The following is a 22,934-nucleotide window of genomic DNA, read 5'->3' on the forward strand; positions in this document are numbered from 1 at the left end:
CGGCTTTCGGGTGGGTTCCGGGTGGGAGCGGCCGATCAGTCGCGCGCGGTGGCGTCCGCCGTCCAGGTGCGGGTGCGCAGCGGCAGTCCGGAGGCCCCGGACTCCGGGGTCTTGACGGCCAGCACCTGGTTGACGCCGATGCGGTTGTGCTCGAAGGCGAGCGCGGAGGCGGCCATGTAGAGGCGCCAGACGCGGGCGCGGCCCGGCGTGGTGAGACGGGCGGCCCGCGCGAAGCCGGCCTCCAGGTTGCGCACCCAGGCGCGCAGTGTCAGCGCGTAGTGCTCCCGCAGCGACTCCACGTCCCGGACCTCGAAGCCGGCCCGCTCCAGCAGGCTCACCGTGCGGCCGACGGGGGCCAGTTCGCCGTCCGGGAAGACGTAGGCGTCGATGAACTCGTCGACGCTGTAGGACTCCTCGTCCGCGAGGGGGCGGCGGGCGATCTGGTGGTTGAGCAGCCGCCCGCCGGGCCGCAGGAGGGCGTACAGGTCGTCGGCGTACTCGCGGTAGCGGGCCGCGCCCACGTGCTCGGCCATGCCGACCGACGAGATCGCGTCGTAGGGGCCGTCGTCGATCTCGCGGTAGTCCTGGACGCGGATCTCCACGCGGTCCGCGAGGCCCTCCTCGGCGACGCGTTTGCGGCCGTAGGCGGCTTGTTCGCGGGAGAGGGTGACGGCGACGGCGCGCACCCCGTACTCGCGTGCCGCGTGCAGGACGAGCGAGCCCCAGCCGCCGCCGACGTCCAGCAGCCGCTGGCCCTCGCGCAGGGCGAGCTTGCGGCAGATGAGGTCGATCTTGTCGTGCTGGGCCTGCTCCAGGGTGCCGCCCGGCTGCCAGTAGGCGCAGGAGTAGACCATGCTGGGGCCGAGCACGAGTTCGTAGAAGTCGTTGCCGACGTCGTAGTGGTGGCTGATGGCCTTGCGGTCGCGGCCGAGGGTGTGGCGCAGACCGGTGCGGCGGCGGGACTCCTCGGCGGGCGGCGGGGGCGGCAGTCCGGGACCTGCCAGCTTCAGCAGTTCGGCGGCGGCCTCGCGGGCCGCCGGATCGCGGGCCAGCGCCAGCGCGCTGCCCAGCCGCCCGGCCCTCGGCGCGGGGGAGGCGGGGGCGGCGGACGCCGCGGCGGGGGACTCGTCCCGCTCCCAGATCAGACCCGCGAGCACGTCCAGTGCCTCGTACAGGTCGCCCTCGACATCCAGGTCCCCGGCGACCCATGCCCGGGCCAGCCCCAGTTCGCCCGGCCGCCACAGCACGCGGCGCAGGGCCCGGCGGTTGCGGATGACCAGTACGGGGGCCCCGGGCGGCCCCGCCTCACTGTGGTCCCAGGCTCGCACCCGCACGGGGAGCGGGGCCGGCAGCACCTTCTCCGCGAGCGCGACGATCCGCCTGGCGGCACCGGGCATAGAGCACACCTCCGTGGAAGGAAGGGGTGGATTCCCCCTACACCTAACACTGGCGGGGGGTGATGTATGCCCACTGTGCACAAGGAACCGGCCGTTCGCGTACGGCGGATACGGGCGAGGGGCGTGAGCCCCACGGATGGCTCACGCCCCTCTCAGGCGTTTTCCCCGGCGTATCCCCGCGTGCCCCTCCGCGCGCCCCGCGCGGAGGGGCGGCGGTCAGGAGGAGGCGCCCGCCTTCTCCCCCTTGCCGTCGACCGTGCTGTCGGCCCGGCCGTCGGCGGTCGCCTTGCTGGTGTCGGCCGGCGCGGAGGCGTCCGCCTTGGCGAGGGCCGCGGCCGTCACCGGCGCCGCCGCCTCGTAGAACTCGCCGCGCGGGTGCTCCATGGCGCCCAGCGAGACGACCTCGCGCTTGAGGAACATGCCCAGCGTCCAGTCGGCGAAGACCCGGATCTTGCGGTTCCAGGTGGGCACGGCCAAGCCGTGGTACGCGCGGTGGAAGTACCAGGCCAGCCGGCCCCGCAGCTTGATCTTCGTCTTGCCGAAGACGATCATCGCGACGCCCTTGTGCAGACCCAGGCCCGCGACGGCACCCTTGTTGTGGTGCTTGTACTTGCCCTGCGGGAAGCCGCGCATCCCGGAGATGACGTTGTCGCCGAGCACCTTGGCCTGGCGCAGCGCGTGCTGCGCGTTGGGCGGGCAGAACGCGTTCTCCTTGTCGGAGGCCAGGTCCGGGACCTGCGCGTTGTCACCGGCGGCCCAGGCGTAGTCCATGCCCTTGACCTGCATGGTGGCGTCCACGTCCACGTGCCCCTTGGGGCCGAGCGGCAGGCCGAAGCGGGAGAGCACCGGGTTGGGCTTGACGCCCGCGGTCCACACGATGGTGCTGGAGTCGACCTCCAGGCCGTTCTTGAGCACCACGTGGCCGTCCACACAGGACTCCATGGAGGTGTTGAGGTACACCTCCACGCCGCGCTTCTTGAGGTGCTCCAGGCCCCACTCGCCGAGCTTCGGGCCGACCTCGGGCAGGATCCCGGGGGCCGCGTCGACGAGGACGAACCGCATGTCCTCGCGCTTGACGTTGGGGTAGTACTTGGCGGCGTCGCGCGCCATGTCCTCGACCTCGCCGATGGTCTCGGCGCCGGCGAACCCGCCGCCGATGAAGACGAAGGTGAGGGCCTTGCGGCGGGCCTCCTCGTCACGCGTGGAGTCGGCCTTGTCCAGCTGCTCCAGCACGTGGTTGCGCAGGCCGATCGCCTCCTCGACGCCCTTCATCCCGATGCCGTTCTCGGCGAGACCCGGCACGGGGAAGGTGCGCGAGACGGCACCCATGGCGACGACCAGGTAGTCGAAGGGCAGCTCGTACGCGTCGCCGACCAGCGGCGAGACAGTGGCCACCTTGCGGTCCTGGTCGATGGAGGTGACGCGACCGGTGAGGACCTCTGCCTTCGGGAGCACGCGTCGCAGGGGGACCACGACGTGGCGGGGGGAGATGCTGCCGGCCGCAGCTTCTGGGAGGAAGGGCTGGTACGTCATGTACGAGCGGGGGTCGACGACCGTGACGGTCGCCTCGCCGTAGCGCATCTTCTTGAGGATGCGCCGCGCTGTGTACAGACCGACGTACCCGCCACCCACTACGAGGATTCGGGGACGCTCCGTGGTGCTCATGAAATCGAGTATCCACCCACCGGCGGGGGTCACTTCGTGAGGGTCTTCACAAGGATGCCCGCCCTCTCTGCTACACTTCGCCGCCCCGTGACCGACCCCACAGCACGGACACGGAACCACTGGCCGCCGCGAACCGTTGGTGCACCTTTTGAGCTGCGGGGATCTGCGGCGGCGCGAGTGGACCACCCGGTACGCCGGGCCGGGCGCCGCCCAGGTGACCGAGCACCGCGCGGACCGAGCCGCCGCCGCACCCGGCACCACCGGTTGCTCCCACGTAAAAACCTGCCCTCACCGGGCACTTTTCCATGTGAAACATTTCACGAAAGTTCCCGCGAGGGGGCGGCTGAAGCCCTGGCACGAGTGCCTTCACCTCTATCAGGAGAGGAGGCACTTGCTCAAGTGAGAGCCTGGCCGCCGGCCAGGGGCCGCCTCGTCGGACCGAGAGCGTGTACACGTCGACGCGTACACTCGCCTCATGACCGAGAACACCGTGACCGTACGGGAAGCCCGCGCGCACCTCGCCGACCACATCAACCGCGCCGAGGAAGGCGTTCCGACCGTCATCACGCGCAACGGCGCTCCGGTGGCGGCCGTGGTCCCGATCGCGGACTTCGAGGCGCTGGAGGAAGCGGCCGATGTGATGCTGGCGCGGGAGGCGGAGGCGGTCCTGGCCGAGGGCGGCCCCACCGTGACGATGGCGGAACTGCTGGCGGATCTCTTCACCGAGCGGGGCGGCGAGGCGGCGTGAAATACGCCTTCCGGTTCACCACGGCGGCGCAGCGGCAACTCCGGGCCGTCAGCCGGCCCGACGCCATGCGCATCCTGGCCGCACTGACCGCGCTCGGCGACGACCCGTACCGCGAGGACGCCGACGTCAAGAAGCTCACCGGCCCGTCGGAACTCTACCGGCTCCGGGTCGGAAGCTACCGGGTCGCCTACCAGATCAACGACGGGGAACTCGTCATCCTCGTCGTCAAAGCGGGCGACCGGCGGGACGTCTACCGCAACCTGTAGGAGCGAGACGCCCCGGCCCGGACCACCCGCCGCCGTTCACCGGTCGGTGCGGCCTCGACGCGGGTCGCATGCCACAGACCACGCGATCCCGTCCAGGATGTCGTGTTCGCTGACCACGACCTCCTCGGCGCCGGTCCGCTCCATGATCGTCTGGAGGACGAGGGCGCCCGCGTTGATGACGTCCACGCGGCCCGGGTGCATGACGGGGATCGCGGCGCGCTCCTCGTGGGTGGCCGCGATCAGGCGGGAGGTGAGGGCGCGGACCCGGTCCAGGGAGAGGCGGGTGTGGTGGATCCGGGTCGAGTCGTAGGCGTCCAGGTCGAGGGCGATGCCGCCCAGCGTGGTGACCGTGCCGGCCAGGCCGACCAGGGTGCGGGCCCGCTCCAGCGGCACCGTACGGGCCACCTCGTCCAGGGCCTCGGCCACGTCCGCGCGGATCGCCGCCACCTGTTCGGGGGCCGGGCTTGCGGCCGGCACGCCGTCGGCGCCGGTCAGGTGGCGCTCGGTCAGCCGCACGCAGCCGATGTCCACGCTGCGGGCCGCCTCGACCCCCTCGGCGCCGAGCACGAACTCCGTGGAGCCGCCGCCGATGTCCACCACCAGGTACGGCGGGGCGAAGGTGCCGGGCGCCAGTTCCCTGGTGGCGCCCGTGAAGGAGAACTCGGCCTCCTGGTCGCCGGTGATCACCTCCGGCTCGACGCCGAGGATGCCGAGGACCCCGCGCACGAACTCCTCGCGGTTGTCCGCGTCCCGGGACGCGGAGGTGGCGGCGAAGCGGACGCGCTCCGGCGGCACGCCGAAGGCGGCGACGACCTCGGCGTACCGGCGGCACGCCGCGAACGTCCGCTCCAGCGCCTGAGGAGCCAGCCGGCCGGTGCGGTCCACGCCCTGCCCCAGCCGGACGATCTCCATCCGCCGGTCCAGTTCCGTGAGCGCGCCCGCCTGGGGGTCCAGGTCGGCCACCAGCAGCCGGATGGAGTTGGTGCCGCAGTCGATCGCGGCCACACGACGTACCGTCATGCCCGGCCTCCCGTCTCCCCGTCCGGCTCCGGCACCGTCACGCACGGGCCCTTGCGCCACCACTCGGGCAGCATCGCCAGCGCCTCGTCCCCCAGCGGGTTGACGCCGGGCCCGGCGACGAGCGAGTGCGCCACCAGGACGTGCAGGCACTTGACGCGGTCGGGCATGCCGCCCGCGCTGGGGAAGCCGACCAGTTCCTCGATGGCGTCACGGCGCGTCAGATAGTCCTCGTGCGCCGCCCGGTAGGCGTCGGCCAGCTCCGCGTCCTCGCGCAGCCGCTGGGTCATCTCCTTCATCACGCCGTTCGCCTCCAGCGTGCCGATGGCGGAGGCCGCGCGCGGGCAGGTGAGGTAGTAGGTGGTCGGGAACGGCGTACCGTCCTCCAGCCGGGGCGCGGTCTCCACCACGTCCGGCAGCCCGCAGGGGCAGCGGTGGGCGATGGCGCGCAGCCCGCGCGGCGGGCGGCCGAGCTGCTCGATGAAGGCGGCGACGTCCGCGTCGGTGGGCGGCGTCGGCTCGGTCCGGGGCGGTGGGGTGTCCATGGGTGAGGGTGCTCGTCGCTTCGTTCGCAGGTCGGACGGTGGGAAGTGGTGCGCGCTCGCGGGCGGCGCGCGGGTGCGGCGCGGCCGGGGAGGTGTCACCGGGGGCGGTCGGTGTTCTCGGTGCCGTCGGCGCTGTCCAGACCGTCCCACAGGTTGTCGTACCAGGGCCGGTCCGCGGGCCCGCGACCTCGGGGGCGGCTCACCTCGGCGGTGCCGTCGCGCATGGTGTAGCCCGTCTCGCCGGGCCGCACGAAGTGCAGGTGCTCGCGGGCCTGCCGCTCCACGTACGCGGGATCCTGCCAGCGCGCCCGCTCCCGGCGGAGTTCGGCGAGCCGCTCCCGCGCCTTGTCGGCCCGCGCCCGCTGGTCGGCGATCTCGGCGCGCTGGGTGACGTACTGCCGCGTGGGGTACGCCAGTACCACGACGAGGGAGCACAGGACGAGGGCGAGCACCGTCGCCCTGCCGGTGAGCCGCCCCCGGCGCGGGGTGCGGAACCTCGCCCGGCCCTGTGCGCGGTACACCCGCTCGGCGGCCTGGGCGCTGAGGGCGCGCAGGCGCGTCGCGGTGGAGAAACGGTCCCGGTCCGCTCCCATACCTCTCCCTGCTCCGTGTCCCGGCGTCCCCCCGGGCCCCCGCGGTGCGTCCCCGGGGAGCCTACCGATGTCCGCGGTGCCGGACCCGCCCCGCGCGAGGGAGGGTTCCGGCACCGCGGCGGTGGTGCGGGTCAGCGCTTGTAGCGGGGGAAGGCCGAGCGGCCGGCGTAGACCGCCGCGTCGTCCAGGATCTCCTCGATGCGCAGCAGCTGGTTGTACTTGGCCACGCGCTCGGAGCGGGCCGGGGCGCCGGACTTGATCTGGCCGCAGTTGACGGCGACGGCCAGGTCGGCGATCGTCACGTCCTCGGTCTCGCCCGAGCGGTGCGACATCATGCACTTGAAGCCGTTGCGCTGCGCCAGCTCCACCGCGTCCAGCGTCTCGGTCAGCGAGCCGATCTGGTTGACCTTGACGAGCAGCGCGTTGGCGCAGCCCTCCTCGATACCGCGCGCCAGGCGCTCGGGGTTGGTGACGAACAGGTCGTCACCCACCAGCTGGACCTTCTCGCCCAGCTTGTCGGTGATGGTCTTCCAGCCCGCCCAGTCGTCCTCGAACAGCGGGTCCTCGATGGAGACCAGCGGGTAGTCGGCGACGAGCTGCTCGTAGTACTCGGTCATCTCGGCGGCCGAGCGCTTCTGGCCCTCGAACGCGTAGACGCCGTCCTCGTAGAACTCGGAGGCGGCCACGTCCAGCGCCAGCGCGATGTCCTGGCCCGCGTTGTAGCCGGCCTTCTGGATGGCCTCGACGATCAGGTCCAGGGCCTCGCGGTTGGAGCCCAGGTTCGGCGCGAAACCGCCCTCGTCGCCCAGGCCGGTGGCCAGGCCGCGCTCCTTGAGCACGCCCTTGAGCGCGTGGTAGACCTCGGCGCCCCAGCGCAGCGCCTCGGAGAACGACTCGGCGCCGATCGGCGCGATCATGAACTCCTGGATGTCCACGTTGGAGTCGGCGTGCGAGCCGCCGTTGAGGATGTTCATCATCGGCACCGGCAGCTGGTGCGCGTTGGGGCCGCCCAGGTAGCGGAAGAGCGGCAGGTCGGACGCCTCCGAGGCGGCGTGCGCGACCGCGAGCGAGACACCGAGGATGGCGTTGGCCCCCAGGGACGACTTGTCGGCGGTGGCGTCCAGGTCGAACATCGCCTGGTCGATCAGGCGCTGCTCGGTGGCGTCGTAGCCGACCAGCTCCGGGCCGATCTGCTCGATGACGGCGAGGACGGCCTTCTCGACGCCCTTCCCCTTGTAGCGCGCGGCGTCACCGTCGCGCAGTTCGAGCGCCTCGAAGGCGCCGGTCGAGGCGCCGGACGGCACGGCAGCACGGCCGGTGCTGCCGTCGTCGAGGCCGACCTCGACCTCGACGGTGGGGTTGCCTCGCGAGTCGAGGATCTCGCGGGCTACGACGACGTCGATGGACGGCACGAGGTTTCTCCTTCGTGTGGGACGGCTATCTCCGCCACGAGCCTAACCGCCCCCCGCGCCCGCCCCCGGTGCGCTCCCGCCCAACGTGGCCGATTAGGTGGAGTGGCTCATATGGGGGCGGAACGGCTCACACGCGCAGGTGCTGTCCGGGGCGGATCAGATCGGGGTCGTCGCCGACCACCCCGTGGTTCCGCTCGTACAGCTCCTGCCAGCCGCCCGCCACGTCGTGCTCCGCCGCGAGGCGCGAGAGGGAGTCGCCGGGCCGGACGGTGACGCGGTGCCTGCCGCCGTCCCCGTCGCGGCCCTCGCCCCGGGACGCGCGGTCCGGCGACCCCGCCCGGTCCCGCCCCTCGTCGGCGGGCTTGCCCCGGTGCTTGCCCTTCCCCACGCCCGGGGCCTCGGTCCGGTCCGCGTCACCGGACGGGGCCTTGAGCCGCTCGGCGCCGCCGGGACCCAGGTCCGACCAGCTCCCGGTCCCGGTCGGGCCGGGCGCGGCGGACCCGTCGGAGCCCTGCCGGCCGCCGCTCCCCGCGGACGGCTCCTCGGAGGGGCCGGACGACTCCTCGCCGCCCTTGTCCCCCTTGCGGTCCTCGCCGCCCTTGCGCTCCTTGTCACCCTTGCGGTCCTTGTCCTCGGGGTCGGCCTTGCCGCTCTCGCGGTCCTTGCCGCCCTTGCCGCTGTCGGCGGAACTGTCCTCGCCGGGAGCCTTGCCGCCCGTCTCGCCGCCGTCCCCCGCGCCGGGCCGGCCGCCCTTGTCGCCGGAGTCCCGCTCGGACCCGGCGCCCGGGGACGGGGGCGGGGTCGGGGTGGTGCCGGGGCCGGTGGCCGGGTTCTCGCGGTCACCGCCGTCACCGCCGTCCTCGTCGCCGGTCAGGGCGGTGCCGCAGTGCGGGAAGGACGCGGGCCCCTCGGCCTCCAGGAGCTTCTCGGCGACGGCGATCTGCTGGGTGCGGCTGGCCAGGTCGGGCCGCTCGGCGTACACCGTGCCGCCGTAGTACTTCCAGGTGTCCAGGTCCAGCTTGAGCCCGCCGTAGTACCCGTCGGAGTCGTTGGCGCTCCAGGTGCCGCCGCTCTCGCAGTCCGCGACCCGGTCCCACGCCGAGGCGTCCGCCGCGTGCGCGCCGGTGGCGCCGAGCAGCGGCAGGGCGATGCCCGCACCCGTCACCCCGGCGGCGACGAAGACAGCGGGGGCCTGGCGGGGGCGGCGGTGCCGACCGTTCCCGGAGCGCATGGAGAACCTCTCGTATCGGGAGCGTGGGGACATGCGGGACGTGATGCGAAGTCGGCGACCGAACGTAGCCGCCAACGGCCGGCGTCACAAGCGAATGTCGTGGAGATCACGCCGTGGTCACGCGGCTGACGGCCTGTCAGTTCTCCGGTTCCGCAACGGGGGTGAACGCCACGGGCAGGGTCCGCAGCCCGCGCATGATCAGCCCGCCGCGCCACCGCAGTTCGTCCGGGTCGGCGGCCAGCCGCAGGTCGGGCAGCCGGTGCAGCAGTGCGGCCAGCGCGGTACGGCCCTCCAGCCGGGCCAGCGGTGCGCCCAGGCAGTAGTGGATGCCGTGCCCGTACCCCAGGTGCTGGTTGTCCCGCCGCGCCAGGTCCAGGGTGTCGGGTTCGCTGAACTTCTCCGGGTCGCGGTCGGCCGCCGCCAGGACGACCAGCACCGGCTCGCCCTCCCGTACGCGCTGTCCGCCGAGGGTCAGCTCGCGGGTGGCGAAGCGCCAGGTCGCCAGCTCCACCGGGCCGTCGTAGCGCAGCAGTTCCTCGACGGCGGTGGCCAGCAGCTCCTCGTCGTCCTCGGCCACGGCACGCTGGAGGACGGCCCGCTGGCCGGGGTTGCGCAGCAGCGCGTACGTCCCGTTCCCGATCAGATTGACGGTCGTCTCGAACCCGGCGAACAGCAGGATGAACGCCATCGCCGCCGCCTCGTTCCCGGTGAGCTGCTCACCGTGGTCGGAGGCGCGGATGAGACCGGAGATCAGATCGTCGGCCCCCTCGGCGCGGGCCAGCTCCTCCCGTTTGCGGTGGATCAACTCGGCGAGGTAGCCGCGCATCTTCTTGACCGCGCGGCCCACACCGCCCCGGGGGCTGCCCGGTTGATGGAGCATCATCCCGGCCCACGCGCGGAAGTCCTCCTGGTCCTCACGCGGGACACCGAGCATGTCGCAGATGGCGTAGATCGGCAGCGGGAACGCGTACGCGTGGATCAGGTCCGCCTCGCCGCGCGCCGCGAAGGCGTCGATCAGGCCGTCCGCGAGTTCCCGCACCCGCGGGGCGAAGGCCGCCACCCGGCGGGGGGTGAACGCCTTGGAGACCAGCCGGCGCAGCCGCGTGTGGTCGGGCGGGTCGATGTTGAGCAGGTGCGTCATCAGATTGGCGCTGCGCTCGCCCGGGATGCCGACCTTCCCCTTGCCGTGCGCGCCCTGCTCGCCGTGGTGGTGCGGGTTCTTGCTCAGCCGGGGGTCGGCGAGCGCCTGCCGCGCGTCCGCGTACCGGGTGACCAGCCACGCCTCCACCCCGCTGGGCAGCCGTGTCTTCCGTACGGGCGCGTGCTCGCGCAGCCACGCGTACGCGGGGTAGGGGTCGGCCGCGAACCGCCAGTCGAACAGCGGCGGCATGCCGGGTGGGTCGCTCGGAGTGTTCTGGTCCTGCACGCCTACGACCGTATGCGCCGTCCGGAAGCGCCGCGCACCCGGTGGCGGCTCCACGGTGACGGGCTCCGCTGTGACGAGTCCACGGTGGCGGCTCCCCTGGTGGCGGCCCTCCGTGGGGGCGGCTCCGCGCTCGTGGTCCCTCGTGGTCACCCCGGAAGGTGGTCCAGCCACCCCGTCGTGATCAGGTACTGGCCCAGCAGGTATCCCGCCATGATCAGCGTCTCCTGCGAGGGGAAGTCGCACCCCGCCGTCTGGAGCCCGATCAGCGCGTCGGAGGCCACGAACGCCACAGCGCCGGCGGCCATCCTGCCCCCGACGCCGAGCGCCGCGGCGCCCATCGCCGCCAGCGCCAGGCTGTACCCCGCGACCGGGAGCCGCATCCGGCGCTCCAGCGCGGGTGCGAGCGCGGCGTTGACCGCCGCCCACGCCCCGAACGCGGCGGCGGCCCGCCGGGGCCGGGCCCGCAGTCCCCGCACGGCGCCGAGCCGGCCCGTCATGCCGGCCGTGTAGCTCAGTTGCGTCCCCAGGAAGGCGGCCATGCCCGCCAGCAGGGCCTTCTCGTGACGGTCCCACAGCAGCGCGGTGTCCCCCACGGTGGCGCAGGCCAGCCCCGCCAGCAGGGCCTTGGGCACACGGCCGCCCTCCGCAGAGCGGACCGCGTGCGCGGCGAGCGCGGGCATCAGGAGCGGCTTTCCGGCCCTGGCCGGTCCGCGCGGCGCCCTCACCGTGGCGTACAGGTCGCCCGCCCCCAGGGCCGCGAACGCCGCCAGTGCGGCCCTCTTCGTCAGCATGCGGGCAGTGTTACCGCCCGGTACGGCACCGTCAACCCCGCCCTCGCCCCCAGGGGTCCGGCCACGGCGGGCGAGCCCCCGGACCGCGGCAAGGCCCCCCGCGGGCGGCGCGGCCGGTCCCGGGCCCCCGGCCCCTGCGAAGCTCCCGGCCCCTATGAAGGGGAGGACAGGGAGTTCGGGGAGGACGCCTCCCGCTCCCTGATGAGGTCCCGGTACTCGCGGGCGGCGGCCCGCAGCGCCGCCTCCGGATCGACCCCCTCCCGCTCCGCCTCGACCGCGAGGGCGAGCAGCGCGTACCCCACCCCCGGCCGGGTGCCGTCGACCGGGACGGCGAGGCCCGCCTCGCGGGCCCGCCCGGCGAGCTTGGCGACCAGCGACAGCGCGGGCTGGCCCATCGGCACGCCCTCGGTCACCGAGACCCGCGCGTTCTTCTCCTGGGCCTTGCGGCGCTGCCAGTGGGCCTTGACCTCCTCCGCCGTCTCGGCGACGTCGTCGCCGAACACGTGCGGGTGCCGGTGCACCAGCTTCTCCACCAGTGTTCCGGCCACGTCGTCGATGCCGAACGGCTCGTCCGCGTCGTCCTGCGCGATCCGGGCGTGGAAGACGACCTGGAGCAGGACGTCCCCGAGTTCCTCGCGCAGCTCGGTGCGGTCGCCGCGCTCGATGGCGTCGATGAGTTCGTAGATCTCCTCGACGCCGTACTCCAGGAGGTCCTCGTGGCTGCGCCGGGCGCTCCAGGGGCACTCGCGGCGGATGCGGTCCATGACCTGGACGGCGTCCAGCAGCCGCGCGCCGGGCAGGTCCCAGGAGCCGGGCAGCAGCTCCAGTTCGGGCATCGCCTGCCGGCCGGAGCCGGCCAGCCGGGCGAGGCCGTCGGTGAGGGCGGGTTCGCCCTCGGCGCCGGCGAGCACCACCAGCGAACGGCCGCCGCCCCTGGCGCACTCGTCCACCAGCGCCCGGGCGTCGAACGCCCCCGCGTCGAGGCCCGTCTCCACCGAGACGCCCGCCTCCCGCACGTACGGCAGCTGGGGGTGCGCCGGGTCCGCGCACAGCACGCGGTCGGCGGTGCGCAGGGCCTCCCAGGCGGGCCAGGACAGCAGGCCGGGCGCCACCCGGTGGGTGGTGGTCAGCAGGACGATACGGCCACTCGCGGGGATCTCGTTCACCCTACGAACGTAACCCCACGCACCGGCCGGACGGCGCGGAGCCCCGTACCGTCCGCTGCCCGGAACGGCAGGGGGGGACCCGGACAGTACGGGCCCCGGACGGCACGGGCCGCAGGGGGCGCGAGCGGCACCCGCCCCGTCCGCCCTCGGGTCAGGCGTTCTGGCTCCGGTCGGCGGCCTCACCGGACAGGTCGCGCAGCCACGGGGTCCTGGCACCGGCGAGGGTGGAGGTCTTCGCGTCCCAGGTGCCGTACCGGGGATTGACGTTGATCCTCATGTCTTCCGAGACCCGCGACAGCTCGGCGTTGAGCCGCTGGTTGCCGTCCGGGGACGTGGGGTCGATGCCCTTGGCCCTGGCGATCTTCTCGACGCGCAGCTGCATGCGGATGCGGTCGTCGATCTCGTCCGGCGCCACCGCCTGCTGGCGCAGCAGCGCCGCCTCCAGCTGCTTCTTGCCGCCCGCCTGCTTCTCCAGCTCGGCGCGGACCCGCTGCACCTCGCGGCGGGTGACGCCGACGCCCGCCTTCTCGGCCGCCCGCGCGACGATGCGCTCCCGGATCATGCCGTCGAGCGTGGAGCGGGTCAGCTTGCCGCTCTGCTTGATCATCTGCTCGCCCTGGGGCGCCTCGCGCTGCGCGTCCCGGACGGCACCGACCCGCGACTGGAGCTGCGCCATGCTGATCCGGTCGCCCTTCACCGTGGCCGCCGCGCCCGGGTGCGCGTCGTTGCCGCACGCGGTGAGCAGCGGCGTGGCGGCGAGGAGCGCCGCGGCGGCGGAGAGGGTGAGCGCGGAGGAGCGGTGACGGCTTTCCATGGGGCCTCCCGGCGGCGGCGAGGGGCCGTGCTTGGTCGCACGGACCTGGCGGTGATCGATGGTAGGGAGTCGAACGGGTCCGTGACCACCGGTTCGACACCAAATCGACCAACGATTCGGGACCAGTTGAGTAGCTGGCCGTTCACCAGTACGAGCCCGGGGGCTCCCCCGCCTCCGCGCGCGGCCGGACGGCCCGCGCGGGCGTCAGCCCCCGCACTGGGTGAGCATGGCCCGCTTGTCCGGCGCGGTGACGGCCAGCTCGTACTTGAGGGCGACCTGCGCGAAGCGGACCGCGTACGCGCACCGGACACGCTTGTTCGGGGGCAGCCAGGAGGCGGGCCCGGAGTCCCGCTTGGCGGCGTTGGCCGGCCCGTCCACCGGCAGGAGGTTGAGCGGGTCGTTGGCGATGCGGCGGCGCTTGTCCCCGGACCAGTGGGCGGCCCCCAGCTGCCAGTCGTAGGACAGCGGCATCACATGGTCGATCTGCACCGCCACGGCATGCCGTTTGGACCACGCGATGCGCCTGCCGGTGTACGGGTCGTCCAGCGTCATCGACTCCACGACGCAGTCGGAGCCGGAGCGGTGCCGCACCCTCGCCCCGTCGCGCGCGAGCACGTCGTCGCGGGTGTCGCAGCCGTTGCGGGCGAACGGGACGCCGTCGGCCGTGTCCAGCCACGCGTAGCCGAACGCCTCCCGCTCGTACCCCGTCCTCGGGCCGCGGCCCTTGGTGCGCAACTGCTCGATGAGCCGGCGGGCCCGCACCCGGTCGGCCCCGGCGGTGACGGGGGCGAGCCCCGGCTTGGTGCCCTCGGGATTGTCCAGCGGGCTGACGGCCCGTACGCCCGCCTCCTCATCCGGCGCCGGGGAGCCGTCCTTCCCGTCCGCCGCACCCGGGGAGCCGTCCGGCCGCTCCGCCGGGCTACCGGGGCTTTCCCCTTGTCTGAACGGCGGGGCCGCCTCGCACCCGGCCAGCAGGGTGACGGCGGCGAGCACGGCGGCCAGGGCGGCGGCCGTGCCGGAGGGGCGGGGGCGCCGGCGGTGCGGCGCGGATATGCGGGGGCGGGCCGGGGGCGGCCCGGAAGTGCTGTCGATCACCCGGCGAGCATAATCGGGGCCGGCCGGGCAACCCGGCGCCGATGGAGTCCGCCCGGCCCTCCTCCCCAGACGGTCCCCGCAACGCGCCGCCGCGCGCGCGTTCCGCCCGCGGCGCGTCACCCCGACGGCGCCCTCCCTGTGGCAAGGAAGGACAAAGCGGGCAGGGACGCAGGGTGCGCGAAGTGATGACGGACCCTCTGCTCAACCTGGTCCGGCGGCACAGGGAGCCCGAGTTCGCCCAGACGGCCCGGTCCACCATCGCCGCCGTGATCAGCTATGTCGTCGCCCTCCGGCTCAGCAGCGAGGCGGCGCCGCTGACCGCGCCGCTCACCGCCCTGCTGGTCACCCAGGTCACCCTCTTCACCACGCTGCGGACCGGCATCCGCCGCGTCAACGCCGTGGTGGCCGGCGTGCTGCTCTCCAGCGGCTTCAGCGCGCTGGTCGGACTGACCTGGTGGAGCCTGGGCGTGGTCATCCTCGCCGCCCTCATCGTCGGCCGCATCGTGAAGGCCGGCGAGTTCGTCCCCGAGACCGCGATCAGCGCGATGCTGGTCCTGGGGGTGACACAGAACCAGGTCGCCGCCATGGCCTGGGACCGGGTGCTGGAGACCCTGATCGGCGCCATCGTCGGACTGGCCTTCAACGTGCTGTTCGTCCCGCCGGTGTGGGTGCAGCCGGCCGGGGAGGCCGTCATCGACCTCGCGAGCCGGATGAGCGGCCTGCTCGACAGCCTCGGCGACGACGTGTGCGGCCACACCCCGGTGGGGCGGGCCGCCGAGCGGCTGCACCAGGCGCGGCAACTGGACCACGACATCGTGGAGGTCGACGTCGAGATGCGGCGCGCGGAGGACAGCCTCCGGCTCAACCCGCGCGTGAGGGAGGGCCTGCTCTCCCGCGTCGTGCTGCGCACCGGACTGGACACGCTGGAGATCTGCGCCGTCGTCCTGCGCACGACCTGCCGGACGGTGACCGACCTCGCCAAGAAACGCACCACCGAACCGCTGTTCCGCGACGACATCGCCGACAGCATGCGCGAGCTGTTCCTGCACATGGCCCGCGCCGTCGAAGCGTTCGCCGAGCTGATCACCACGCCCGTCAGCGCCAACGCGGAGGAGGCCGAGACACAGCTCGTCCAGTCGCTGGAGGCCAGCCGCGCCAGCCGCGACACCGTCGCCTTCCAGCTGCTCGACACCGTCCGCGAACACCCCCGCCAGTGGCAGCTGCACGGCGCCCTGCTCGCCGAGGCCGACCGCATCCTGGACGAACTCGACGTCGAGAAGCGGTCCGAACGCCTCTGGCAGGAACTCGACCGCCAGTCCCGCGAACAGCGCGAGAAGAACCCCGTGCGACGCGTCATCCGCCAGCTCCGCAGCCGTGAGCGCTCGCGCCGCCGCGAACGCGAGGAGGAGCGCGAGCTGCAGTGGGAGGAGGAGCGCTGACCCCGGCCCTGGCTCTGGCCCCGGCCCGGCCCCGGACGCATTCGACTCCGGCCCCGGTGGGATTCCGGCTCGCGCCCGGGCGGGCCGCGCCCCGGCCGTGCTCGGTACGTGCCGCGGCGTCAGGTGCCGGGGATCGTCGTGAGGAACTCCCCCACCCAGGCCAGCAGATCACGGCCCGTCAGCGGCTTGGCGCCGAGTCCGCCCGGCTTGGGGCGGGGCACCAGCACCTGCCGGGCCACGGACTTGACGACCGAACCCGGGTAGACCCTCTTGAGCCGCAGCTCCTGCGACTCCCTCAGCTCGACGGGGCTGAAGCGCACGTTGGTGCCCTGGAGGGTGATGTCGGTGACGCCGGCCGAGCGGGCCAGCATCCGCAGGCCCGCCACCAGCAGCAGATTCTCCACCGGCTCCGGGAGCGGGCCGTACCGGTCGGTCAGCTCCTCGCGGACGGAGGCGATGTCCTCCTCCGTGTTGGCGGAGGCGATCGACCGGTAGGCCTGGAGCCGCAGCCGCTCGCCCGGCGCGTAGTCGTGCGGGACGTGCGCGTCGACCGGCAGCTCGATCCTGACCTCCAGCGGGGCCTCCTCGGCGCCGCCCTCGCCGGACTCCAGCGCGGCACGGTAGTCGGCCACCGCCTCCCCGACCATCCGCACATACAGGTCGAAGCCGACGCCCGCGATGTGCCCGGACTGCTCGCCGCCGAGCAGATTGCCCGCACCGCGGATCTCCAGGTCCTTCATCGCCACGTACATGCCGGCGCCCATCTCGGTGTGCTGCGCGATGGTGGCCAGCCGCTCGTGCGCGGTCTCGGTCAGCGGCTTCTCCGGCGGGTAGAGGAAGTAGGCGTAGCCGCGGTCGCGGCCCCGGCCCACCCGGCCCCTCAGCTGGTGCAGCTGCGAGAGGCCGAAGGTGTCGCCGCGCTCCACGATCAGGGTGTTGGCGTTGGAGATGTCGATGCCGTTCTCCACGATCGTGGTGGAGACCAGCACGTCGAACTTCTTCTCCCAGAAGTCCACCACCACCTGCTCCAGCGCCTGTTCGCTCATCTGCCCGTGCGCCGTGGCGATCCGGGCCTCCGGCACGATCTGCCGCAGCCGCGCCGCCGCCCGGTCGATGGACTCGACCCGGTTGTGGATGTAGAAGACCTGGCCCTCGCGCAGCAGCTCGCGGCGGATCGCCGCGCCGATCTGCTTCTCCTCGAACGGGCCGACGAACGTGAGCACCGGGTGCCGCTCCTCCGGCGGCGTGGTGATCGTGGACATCTCGCGGATGCCGGTCACCGCCATCTCCAGGGTGCGCGGGATCGGCGTCGCCGACATCGTCAGCACGTCCACGTTGGCCCGCAGCTTCTTCAGCTGCTCCTTGTGCTCGACACCGAACCGCTGCTCCTCGTCGACGATGACCAGGCCCAGGTCCTTGAACTTGGTCTCCGAGGAGAACAGCCGGTGGGTGCCGATGACGACATCGACGGTGCCGTCCCGCAGCCCGTCCAGCGTCGCCCGCGCCTCGCTGTCGCTCTGGAACCGGGAGAGCGCCCGCACATTGACGGGGAACTGCCCGTACCGCTCGGTGAACGTGGAGAAGTGCTGCTGCACCAGCAGCGTCGTCGGCACCAGGACCGCCACCTGCTTGCCGTCCTGCACCGCCTTGAAGGCCGCCCGCACCGCGATCTCGGTCTTGCCGTAGCCGACGTCGCCGCAGATCAGCCGGTCCATCGGCACCGACTTCTCCATGTCCTCCTTGACCTCGCCGATCGTCGTCAGCTGGTCCGGGGTCTCGGCGTACGGGAACGCGTCCTCCAGCTCCCGCTGCCAGGGGGTGTCCGCGCCGAACGCGTGACCGGGCGCCGCCATCCGCGCGCTGTAGAGCTTGATCAGGTCGGCGGCGATCTCCTTGACCGCCTTCTTGGCCCGCGCCTTCGTCTTCGTCCAGTCGGCGCCGCCCAGCCGGTGCAGCGTGGGCTGCTCGCCGCCCACGTACTTGGTGATCTGCTCCAGCTGGTCGGTGGGCACGAACAGCCGGTCACCGGGCTGGCCGCGCTTGGCCGGCGCGTACTCCACCAGCAGGTACTCGCGGGTCGCGCCCTGCACCGTGCGCTGCACCATCTCGATGTAGCGGCCCACACCGTGCTGCTCGTGCACGATGTAGTCGCCCGGCTGGAGGGTGAGCGGGTCGATCTGCTTGCGGCGCCGCGCGGGCATCCGCGCCGCCTGGCTGCCCGCCGCCTTCTGGCCCGTCAGATCCGTCTCCGTCAGCACCGCCAGCTTCAGGCCGGGGGCGAGGAAACCGTGGTCGAGGGAGCCGCACGCCACGTGCACCAGGTTCGGGTCCAGCGCCAGCTCGGCGCCCTCCCCCAGACTCCGTCCGGGAGGTGCCCCCAGCCGCGCCGGCAGCCCCTCCCCGCCCAGCACCTCGACGGTACGGGCCGCCGGACCGTGCCCCTCCGTGACGTACACGCAGCGCCAGCCCTCGGCCAGCCAGCCCTTGGTGTCGGCCAGCGCCCGCGCCGTGTCCCCCCGGTACGACTCCGGGGCCTGCATGCCCAGCAGGAGGGTGTCGCCCCCCTCCTCGGCCTCCCCGGCCCCGGCGTCGGCGGTGAACTGGCTCACCGTCCACCACATCATGCCCAGCTCGCGCGCGTGCCGGCGCACCTCGGCGATACCACGCAGCGAGGCGGCGCCCACATCGATCGGGGCCTTGCCGCCCTCCCCGTCGCCGCTGCCGGCCGCCGCCGCCCACGACGCCCGCAGGAACTCCTGGCTGGTGGCCACCAGGTCGGCGGCCCGGGTACGCACCCGCTCCGGGTCGCACACCACCGTCATGCTGCCCGCCGGCATCACGTCGAGCAGCAGCTCCATCTCGTCCACCAGGACCGGGGCCAGGGACTCCATGCCCTCCACCGCGATCCCCTCGGCGATCTTGCCGAGCAGCTCGTGCAGCTCCGGGTGCCGCTCCATCAGCTCCGCGGCCCGCGCCCGCACCTGGGGCGTCAGCAGCAGTTCCCGGCACGGCGGCGCCCACAGCCCGTGCTCCGCGATCTCCAGGGACCGCTGGTCGGCGACCTTGAAGTAGCGGATCTCCTCCACCTCGTCGCCCCAGAACTCCACCCGGACCGGGTGCTCCTCGGTCGGCGGGAAGACGTCCAGGATGCCGCCGCGCACCGCGAAGTCGCCGCGCTTCTCCACCAGCTCCACGCGCGCGTACGCCGCTGCCGCCAGCGCGTCCACGACCTCCTCCAGGTCGGCGGACTGCCCCTGCCGCAGCGCGACCGGCACCAGCTCGCCCAGCCCCTTGACCTGCGGCTGGAGCACCGAGCGGACGGGGGCGACCACGACCGAGACCGGGCCCGCCGCCGGGTCGTCCCGGTCCGGGTGCGCCAGCCTGCGCAGCACCGCCAGCCTGCGGCCCACGGTGTCCGACCGCGGGCTGAGCCGCTCGTGCGGCAGCGTCTCCCACGACGGGTACTCGACGACGCCCTCCTCGGGCAGCAGCGAGCGCAGCGCGGCCCCCAGGTCCTCCGCCTCCCTGCCGGTGGCCGTCACCGCCAGCACCGGCCGCCCGGTCTCGCGGGCCAGCGCGGCCACCGCGAAGGGGCGGGCCGCGCCGGGGCCGACCAGGTCGACGTGGTGGCGGTTGCCGTCCGCTGCGGCCTGGGCCGCCTCCTGAAGCGCGGGATCCTTGATGACGGCGTCGAGCAGACCGTGCAGGCTCATGAGGCTTCGCTTTCGGCTTTCCGTCCGGTGCGGCGGGGGCGTGCGGGGCACGTATGGTCCGGGCGCATACGCGCGGGGCACGCCGAAGGGCCCGGCACACACCGCGCCGGGCCCTACCAACCCTACGCCGCCCCGCCGACACCCCACTCCCCGTCCCAGGGAGCCGTAGGGGACCGCCCGTGCGGGACCACCCCGTCCGGGACCGCCGTGCGGGACTCCCCGCCCCCGGGGGCCCGCGCGGGGAGGGCCCGGCCCCGCCCCGGCGCGGAAGGCGGAGCCGGGTTGCTCAGTCCTGGGTCGTCGTCGACTGCTGGGTGGGAACGGTGGCCGTCTCAGGGGCGTCGGGCGCACCGGGGGTGCGGCCCGTCAGCGCCGCGAGGGACGCGCGCACATGCGCCATGTGCTGCTTGAGTTCGTCGGCCCGCTCCGCGTGCTCCCTCAGCACCCGCTCGGTCTCCCGCGCGATGCGCTCCTGACGCACCCGCGCCTCGGCCAGCACCTCCTCCCCCTGCGCGACGGCGTCCTCGCACCGGTGCCGCGCCCACTCCTCGGCCTCGGCGTGCTCCCGCCCGGCATCGGCCAGCGCCCGCCGGCCGCGCTCCTCCAGCTCGGCCGCGTACGCCTCGAACGCGGCCTCCTGCCGGGCCAGCTCCCGGTCGGTGGCGTCGGACTCGGCCGCCTGCTCCTTCTCCTGCTCGGCGAGGAGGGCCGCGCACCGGCGGGACATCTCGCGCAGGGCCTCGCCGGCCTCGCGGCTGATCTTCTCGGCCTGGGCCCGCGCCTGGGCGCGCAGCTCGTCGCCGTGGTCCTGGGCGGCCTCCAGGACCCTGGTGGCGGCGGCCTCGGCGTCGGCGCGGCGGCGCGCGGCGGCCTCCCGCGCGGCGTTCCGCAGGGAGCGCGCCTCCTCCTCGGCCCGCTCGGTCAGCTCCTGCGCCTCGGCCTCGGCGGCGGCCCGCAGCTCCGCGGCCTCGGTCTCGGCGGTGGCCAGGAGTCCCTGGGCGCGGGGACCGAGCGCCTCGTAGGTCTGCGGGGGCAGCGCGGCGACCACGCCGCGCAGCCGCTCCAGCTCCTCCGCCGACTGCTGGGCGAGCTGATTGAGCTGCGCGGTGCGCTCCCAGGCCGCCTCGCGTTCCGCGTGCAGCTCGGTGACGCGGGCGTCGACCTGCTCGGGCCGGTACCCGCGGCCCCTGACGACAACGAAGCCGTGCGGCGACGACGCACTCATATGAGCCCCTTAACTCGGCTTACCTCGGCTACCACGTCTCCTGGCGCGATCCGGTGATCACGACGAGATCACGGGACCGGCTCGTCCCAGGATGCGCTACTTCACCGCGGTTGCCGTAATCGGCACATCCTGGCGCAACTGATCAAAAAGCACACGTGACCCGGATGGGTCCCATGTGACGACACTCCCGGCACCCGGCACGCTGAGCCCCGGGTTCGCCACGGGGACGGTCGCCGTGCCGCCGTGGCCCCTCGTCAGCCCTCTGATCTCCCAGCCCATCCGAGTGAGTGACCCGACGGAACTCATCCGGTCGACAGTGACCGCGTCCAGCGCCGAACCGAGGAAGGGGTAGAAGCGGAACGGGTCGGCCACGACGGGCGCTTCGGTGCCCTCCCGTACGAGCGCGCTCAGCAGCTGCCGCTGCCGCCTGACCCGCCCCAGGTCGCCCTCGGGATCGCTGTAGCGGGCCCGTACGAACGCCAGCGCCTCCTCGCCGTCCAGGGTCCGGCAGCCCGCGGGCAGGTCGGCGCCCGCCTTCGTGTCGCGCAGCGGCTTCCGCAGACAGACCCGCACCCCGTCGAGCGCGTCGACGAGGTGGGTGAACCCGAGGAAGTCGATCTCCGCGTAGTGGTCCAGCCGCAGCCCGGTCGCCTGCTCGACCGTCCGCGTCAGCAGCTTCGGGCCGCCCCGGGCGTACGCCGCATTGAGCTTTCCCTTGCCGTGGCCCGGCACCGCGACGTAGCTGTCGCGCGGCAGGCTCACCAGATACGGGCCCGCATCGCCGTAGTGCAGCAGCATCACCGTGTCGGTGTTCCGCTGACCGCCGCCCCCCACATGCAGCTTCTCGCGCTGCGCACGGCTGAGGTCCGCACGGGTGTCCGAGCCGATGATCAGCCAGTTGGTGCCCTTCCCGCGCGGCGGACGGCCCGGGTAGTCGGCCAGCGCGTCCGTCTGCTGGAGACGGGTCCCCGCCCACAGGTACGTCGCGGAGACCGCCGCCGCCACCAGCAGGAAGAGCACCACGAGGACCAGCACGGCCACCTTTGGCCACCTGCGCCCGGGGCGCGGGCCGCCCGCGCGGCGCAGGGTGCCGCCGCCGCTCTCCCCGTCCATGGACCGAGGGTCCCCCGCCCGCGACGGCACCGCGCGCCGCCCTGCTCCGTCCGGCGGAGTCCCGGGCGGGGCCGGTCCCGGGCGGTGGGTCCCGCACGGCCGGGACCGGACTGCCGGGACCGGACTGCAGGTCCCGGACGAGGACACGCGGCCCCGGAGCATGCCCCTGCCACGCGGCCCGGAGCAGACCCCTGCCACGCGCTCCGGACGAGCCCCTGCCACGCGGTCCTGACCGGGCCCGTGGCACGCGGTCCTGACCGGCTCACTCCGTCAGAACAGGCCGTCCCACATCTGTTCCAGCAGGACCGACCACCAGTTCTCCGGGGACCCCAGCGCGGCGGCGTCCAGGGCGGCGAGCTGCGCCTGGAAGTCCACGGTCCACCGGCCCGCCTGCTCCGGCGTCAGCCCGTACCGCAGCCGCCACATGCGCCCCAGCATGGCCATGCACCGCACGAACTCGGGCAGCCCGGTGTTCACGAACTGCGGGGCCGCCGGCTGCCCGCCGGGACCCGCCTCCACCGGCACCGCGACGATGCTCGCCGTGCCGTACTGCACACACAGCTGCCGCCCGAAGTCGGTGCCCACCACCAGGTACGAACCGGCGTCGGACGCGGCCTGCACCCCCCGCTCCTGGGCCAGCTCCGCCAGCGTCGGGATGGGGCGGCCGGGCTGGGCCCGGCCCCAGAAGAACGGCCCCATGTCGATGGGGACACCGGCCCACACGAGGGTCTGCGCGACGATGTCGGGCACGCCCTGGCGGGAGACGGCCCGCTGGTCGAACCGGAACACACCCTGCGGCCCGAACGCCTGCATCAGCTCCTGCCCGACGGCGTCGGGCGGTACCGGCGGCGCGGGCGGGATCTGGCCGGGCGGCGGCAGCGGCACCGGGTTCGGCGCCGGACGGGCCGGCGCGTCGGCGACCTGGTGCAGCTCGCCCTGGTGCTCGATCAGATGCCGCATGCCCTGCTGCCGGGAGGCATGATCGCTGCCGTACGACGCGGTGTGGGAGACCCGCACCTGCGGCCACGTCTCGCGGATCATACGGGCGCAGTAGCCGCCCGGCAGATCGCAGGGCTCCAGCTCGGTGTGCAGCTCCACCACCTGCTGCGGCGGCACGTTCATGGCCCGCAGCTCGTGCAGCAGCTGCCACTCGGGGTGCGGGGTGCCGGGCGCGGAACGGCGGATGAGCTGCTGCTCGGAACCGTCGGGCGCCCGGTAGCGCAGCACCGCCATGTAGCCGGGACCCACCGTCGGCTGCCCCGGCTGCGGCGCCGCACC

At 73.7% G+C, this 22,934-nt stretch carries 19 protein-coding genes; 3 read left to right on the forward strand and 16 right to left on the reverse strand.

Annotated elements, in window-relative coordinates:
- Positions 1-35: 35 nt before the first annotated feature.
- Both FM076_RS13220 and FM076_RS13225 read right to left on the reverse strand, forming a co-directional pair.
- Complete coding sequence (locus FM076_RS13220) at positions 36-1,397, reverse strand: SAM-dependent methyltransferase (RefSeq protein WP_173870539.1); 1,362 nt, start codon at positions 1,395-1,397, stop codon at positions 36-38.
- A 216-nt stretch (positions 1,398-1,613) separates the two neighbouring features.
- Positions 1,614-3,062 (reverse strand): NAD(P)/FAD-dependent oxidoreductase, encoded by a 1,449-nt coding sequence (locus FM076_RS13225; RefSeq protein WP_173870541.1) that lies wholly within the window; start codon positions 3,060-3,062, stop codon positions 1,614-1,616.
- Positions 3,063-3,537: 475 nt separating this feature from the next.
- On the opposite strand from FM076_RS13225, the gene FM076_RS13230 reads away from it, so the two are divergent.
- Together FM076_RS13230 and FM076_RS13235 are read left to right on the forward strand one after the other, a co-directional pair.
- On the forward strand, positions 3,538-3,810 hold the full coding sequence (locus FM076_RS13230) for a type II toxin-antitoxin system Phd/YefM family antitoxin (protein ID WP_173870543.1): 273 nt from the start codon (positions 3,538-3,540) through the stop codon (positions 3,808-3,810).
- Positions 3,807-4,076, forward strand: a complete 270-nt coding sequence (locus FM076_RS13235) for a type II toxin-antitoxin system RelE/ParE family toxin (protein ID WP_173870545.1) — start codon at positions 3,807-3,809, stop codon at positions 4,074-4,076. Before FM076_RS13230 ends, FM076_RS13235 begins: the two co-directional genes overlap by 4 nt.
- Positions 4,077-4,112: 36 nt before the next feature.
- Here FM076_RS13235 and FM076_RS13240 read toward each other — a convergent pair whose 3' ends face one another.
- The 10 genes from FM076_RS13240 to FM076_RS13285 form a co-directional block, all read right to left on the reverse strand.
- Complete coding sequence (locus tag FM076_RS13240; RefSeq protein WP_173870547.1) at positions 4,113-5,096, reverse strand: Ppx/GppA phosphatase family protein; 984 nt, start codon at positions 5,094-5,096, stop codon at positions 4,113-4,115.
- Positions 5,093-5,638, reverse strand: coding sequence for a DUF501 domain-containing protein (locus FM076_RS13245; protein WP_173870549.1), 546 nt, complete (start codon positions 5,636-5,638; stop codon positions 5,093-5,095). Before FM076_RS13245 ends, FM076_RS13240 begins: the two co-directional genes overlap by 4 nt.
- A 95-nt stretch (positions 5,639-5,733) precedes the next feature.
- Positions 5,734-6,231 (reverse strand): FtsB family cell division protein, encoded by a 498-nt coding sequence (locus tag FM076_RS13250; protein WP_173870551.1) that lies wholly within the window; start codon positions 6,229-6,231, stop codon positions 5,734-5,736.
- Positions 6,232-6,362: 131 nt separating this feature from the next.
- A complete protein-coding gene (gene eno / locus FM076_RS13255) occupies positions 6,363-7,643 on the reverse strand; it encodes a phosphopyruvate hydratase (protein ID WP_173870552.1) in 1,281 nt (426 codons plus the stop codon).
- Between the two features lie 127 nt (positions 7,644-7,770).
- Complete coding sequence (locus FM076_RS34630; protein WP_274598802.1) at positions 7,771-8,907, reverse strand: transglycosylase family protein; 1,137 nt, start codon at positions 8,905-8,907, stop codon at positions 7,771-7,773.
- Positions 8,908-9,010: 103 nt separating this feature from the next.
- Positions 9,011-10,264 carry a cytochrome P450 family protein gene (locus tag FM076_RS13265; protein ID WP_173874716.1) on the reverse strand — a complete coding sequence of 418 codons (1,254 nt, stop codon included), beginning with the start codon at positions 10,262-10,264 and terminating at the stop codon, positions 9,011-9,013.
- 182 nt (positions 10,265-10,446) lie between these two features.
- A complete protein-coding gene (locus FM076_RS13270; RefSeq protein WP_173870554.1) occupies positions 10,447-11,091 on the reverse strand; it encodes a lysoplasmalogenase in 645 nt (214 codons plus the stop codon).
- Between the two features lie 152 nt (positions 11,092-11,243).
- Positions 11,244-12,257 carry a nucleoside triphosphate pyrophosphohydrolase gene (locus tag FM076_RS13275; RefSeq protein WP_173870556.1) on the reverse strand — a complete coding sequence of 338 codons (1,014 nt, stop codon included), beginning with the start codon at positions 12,255-12,257 and terminating at the stop codon, positions 11,244-11,246.
- Between the two features lie 151 nt (positions 12,258-12,408).
- Entirely contained in the window at positions 12,409-13,071 is a 663-nt protein-coding gene (locus FM076_RS13280; protein WP_173870558.1) for a SurA N-terminal domain-containing protein, read from the reverse strand.
- Positions 13,072-13,275: 204 nt separating this feature from the next.
- On the reverse strand, positions 13,276-14,124 hold the full coding sequence (locus FM076_RS13285; protein ID WP_173874717.1) for a GmrSD restriction endonuclease domain-containing protein: 849 nt from the start codon (positions 14,122-14,124) through the stop codon (positions 13,276-13,278).
- 227 nt (positions 14,125-14,351) lie between these two features.
- Here FM076_RS13285 and FM076_RS13290 point away from each other — a divergent pair, with 227 nt between their 5' ends.
- On the forward strand, positions 14,352-15,605 hold the full coding sequence (locus tag FM076_RS13290) for an FUSC family protein (protein ID WP_180217766.1): 1,254 nt from the start codon (positions 14,352-14,354) through the stop codon (positions 15,603-15,605).
- Between the two features lie 119 nt (positions 15,606-15,724).
- On the opposite strand, the gene mfd is transcribed toward FM076_RS13290, so the two are convergent.
- The 4 genes from mfd to FM076_RS13310 form a co-directional block, all read right to left on the reverse strand.
- Entirely contained in the window at positions 15,725-19,318 is a 3,594-nt protein-coding gene (gene mfd, locus FM076_RS13295; RefSeq protein ID WP_173870562.1) for a transcription-repair coupling factor, read from the reverse strand.
- Between the two features lie 286 nt (positions 19,319-19,604).
- Positions 19,605-20,543: a cellulose-binding protein gene (locus tag FM076_RS13300; protein WP_173870564.1), complete on the reverse strand. Its 939-nt coding sequence runs from the start codon at positions 20,541-20,543 to the stop codon at positions 19,605-19,607.
- 96 nt (positions 20,544-20,639) lie between these two features.
- A complete protein-coding gene (locus FM076_RS13305) occupies positions 20,640-21,656 on the reverse strand; it encodes an LCP family protein (protein WP_173870566.1) in 1,017 nt (338 codons plus the stop codon).
- A gap of 270 nt (positions 21,657-21,926) precedes the next feature.
- On the reverse strand, positions 21,927-22,934 hold a 1,008-nt coding region (locus FM076_RS13310; RefSeq protein ID WP_243274469.1), incomplete at its 5' end, for an SUKH-4 family immunity protein.

Origin of the sequence: Streptomyces albus subsp. chlorinus, assembly GCF_013302895.1 — a bacterium.
In the GTDB taxonomy this organism is placed as follows: domain Bacteria; phylum Actinomycetota; class Actinomycetes; order Streptomycetales; family Streptomycetaceae; genus Streptomyces; species Streptomyces chlorinus.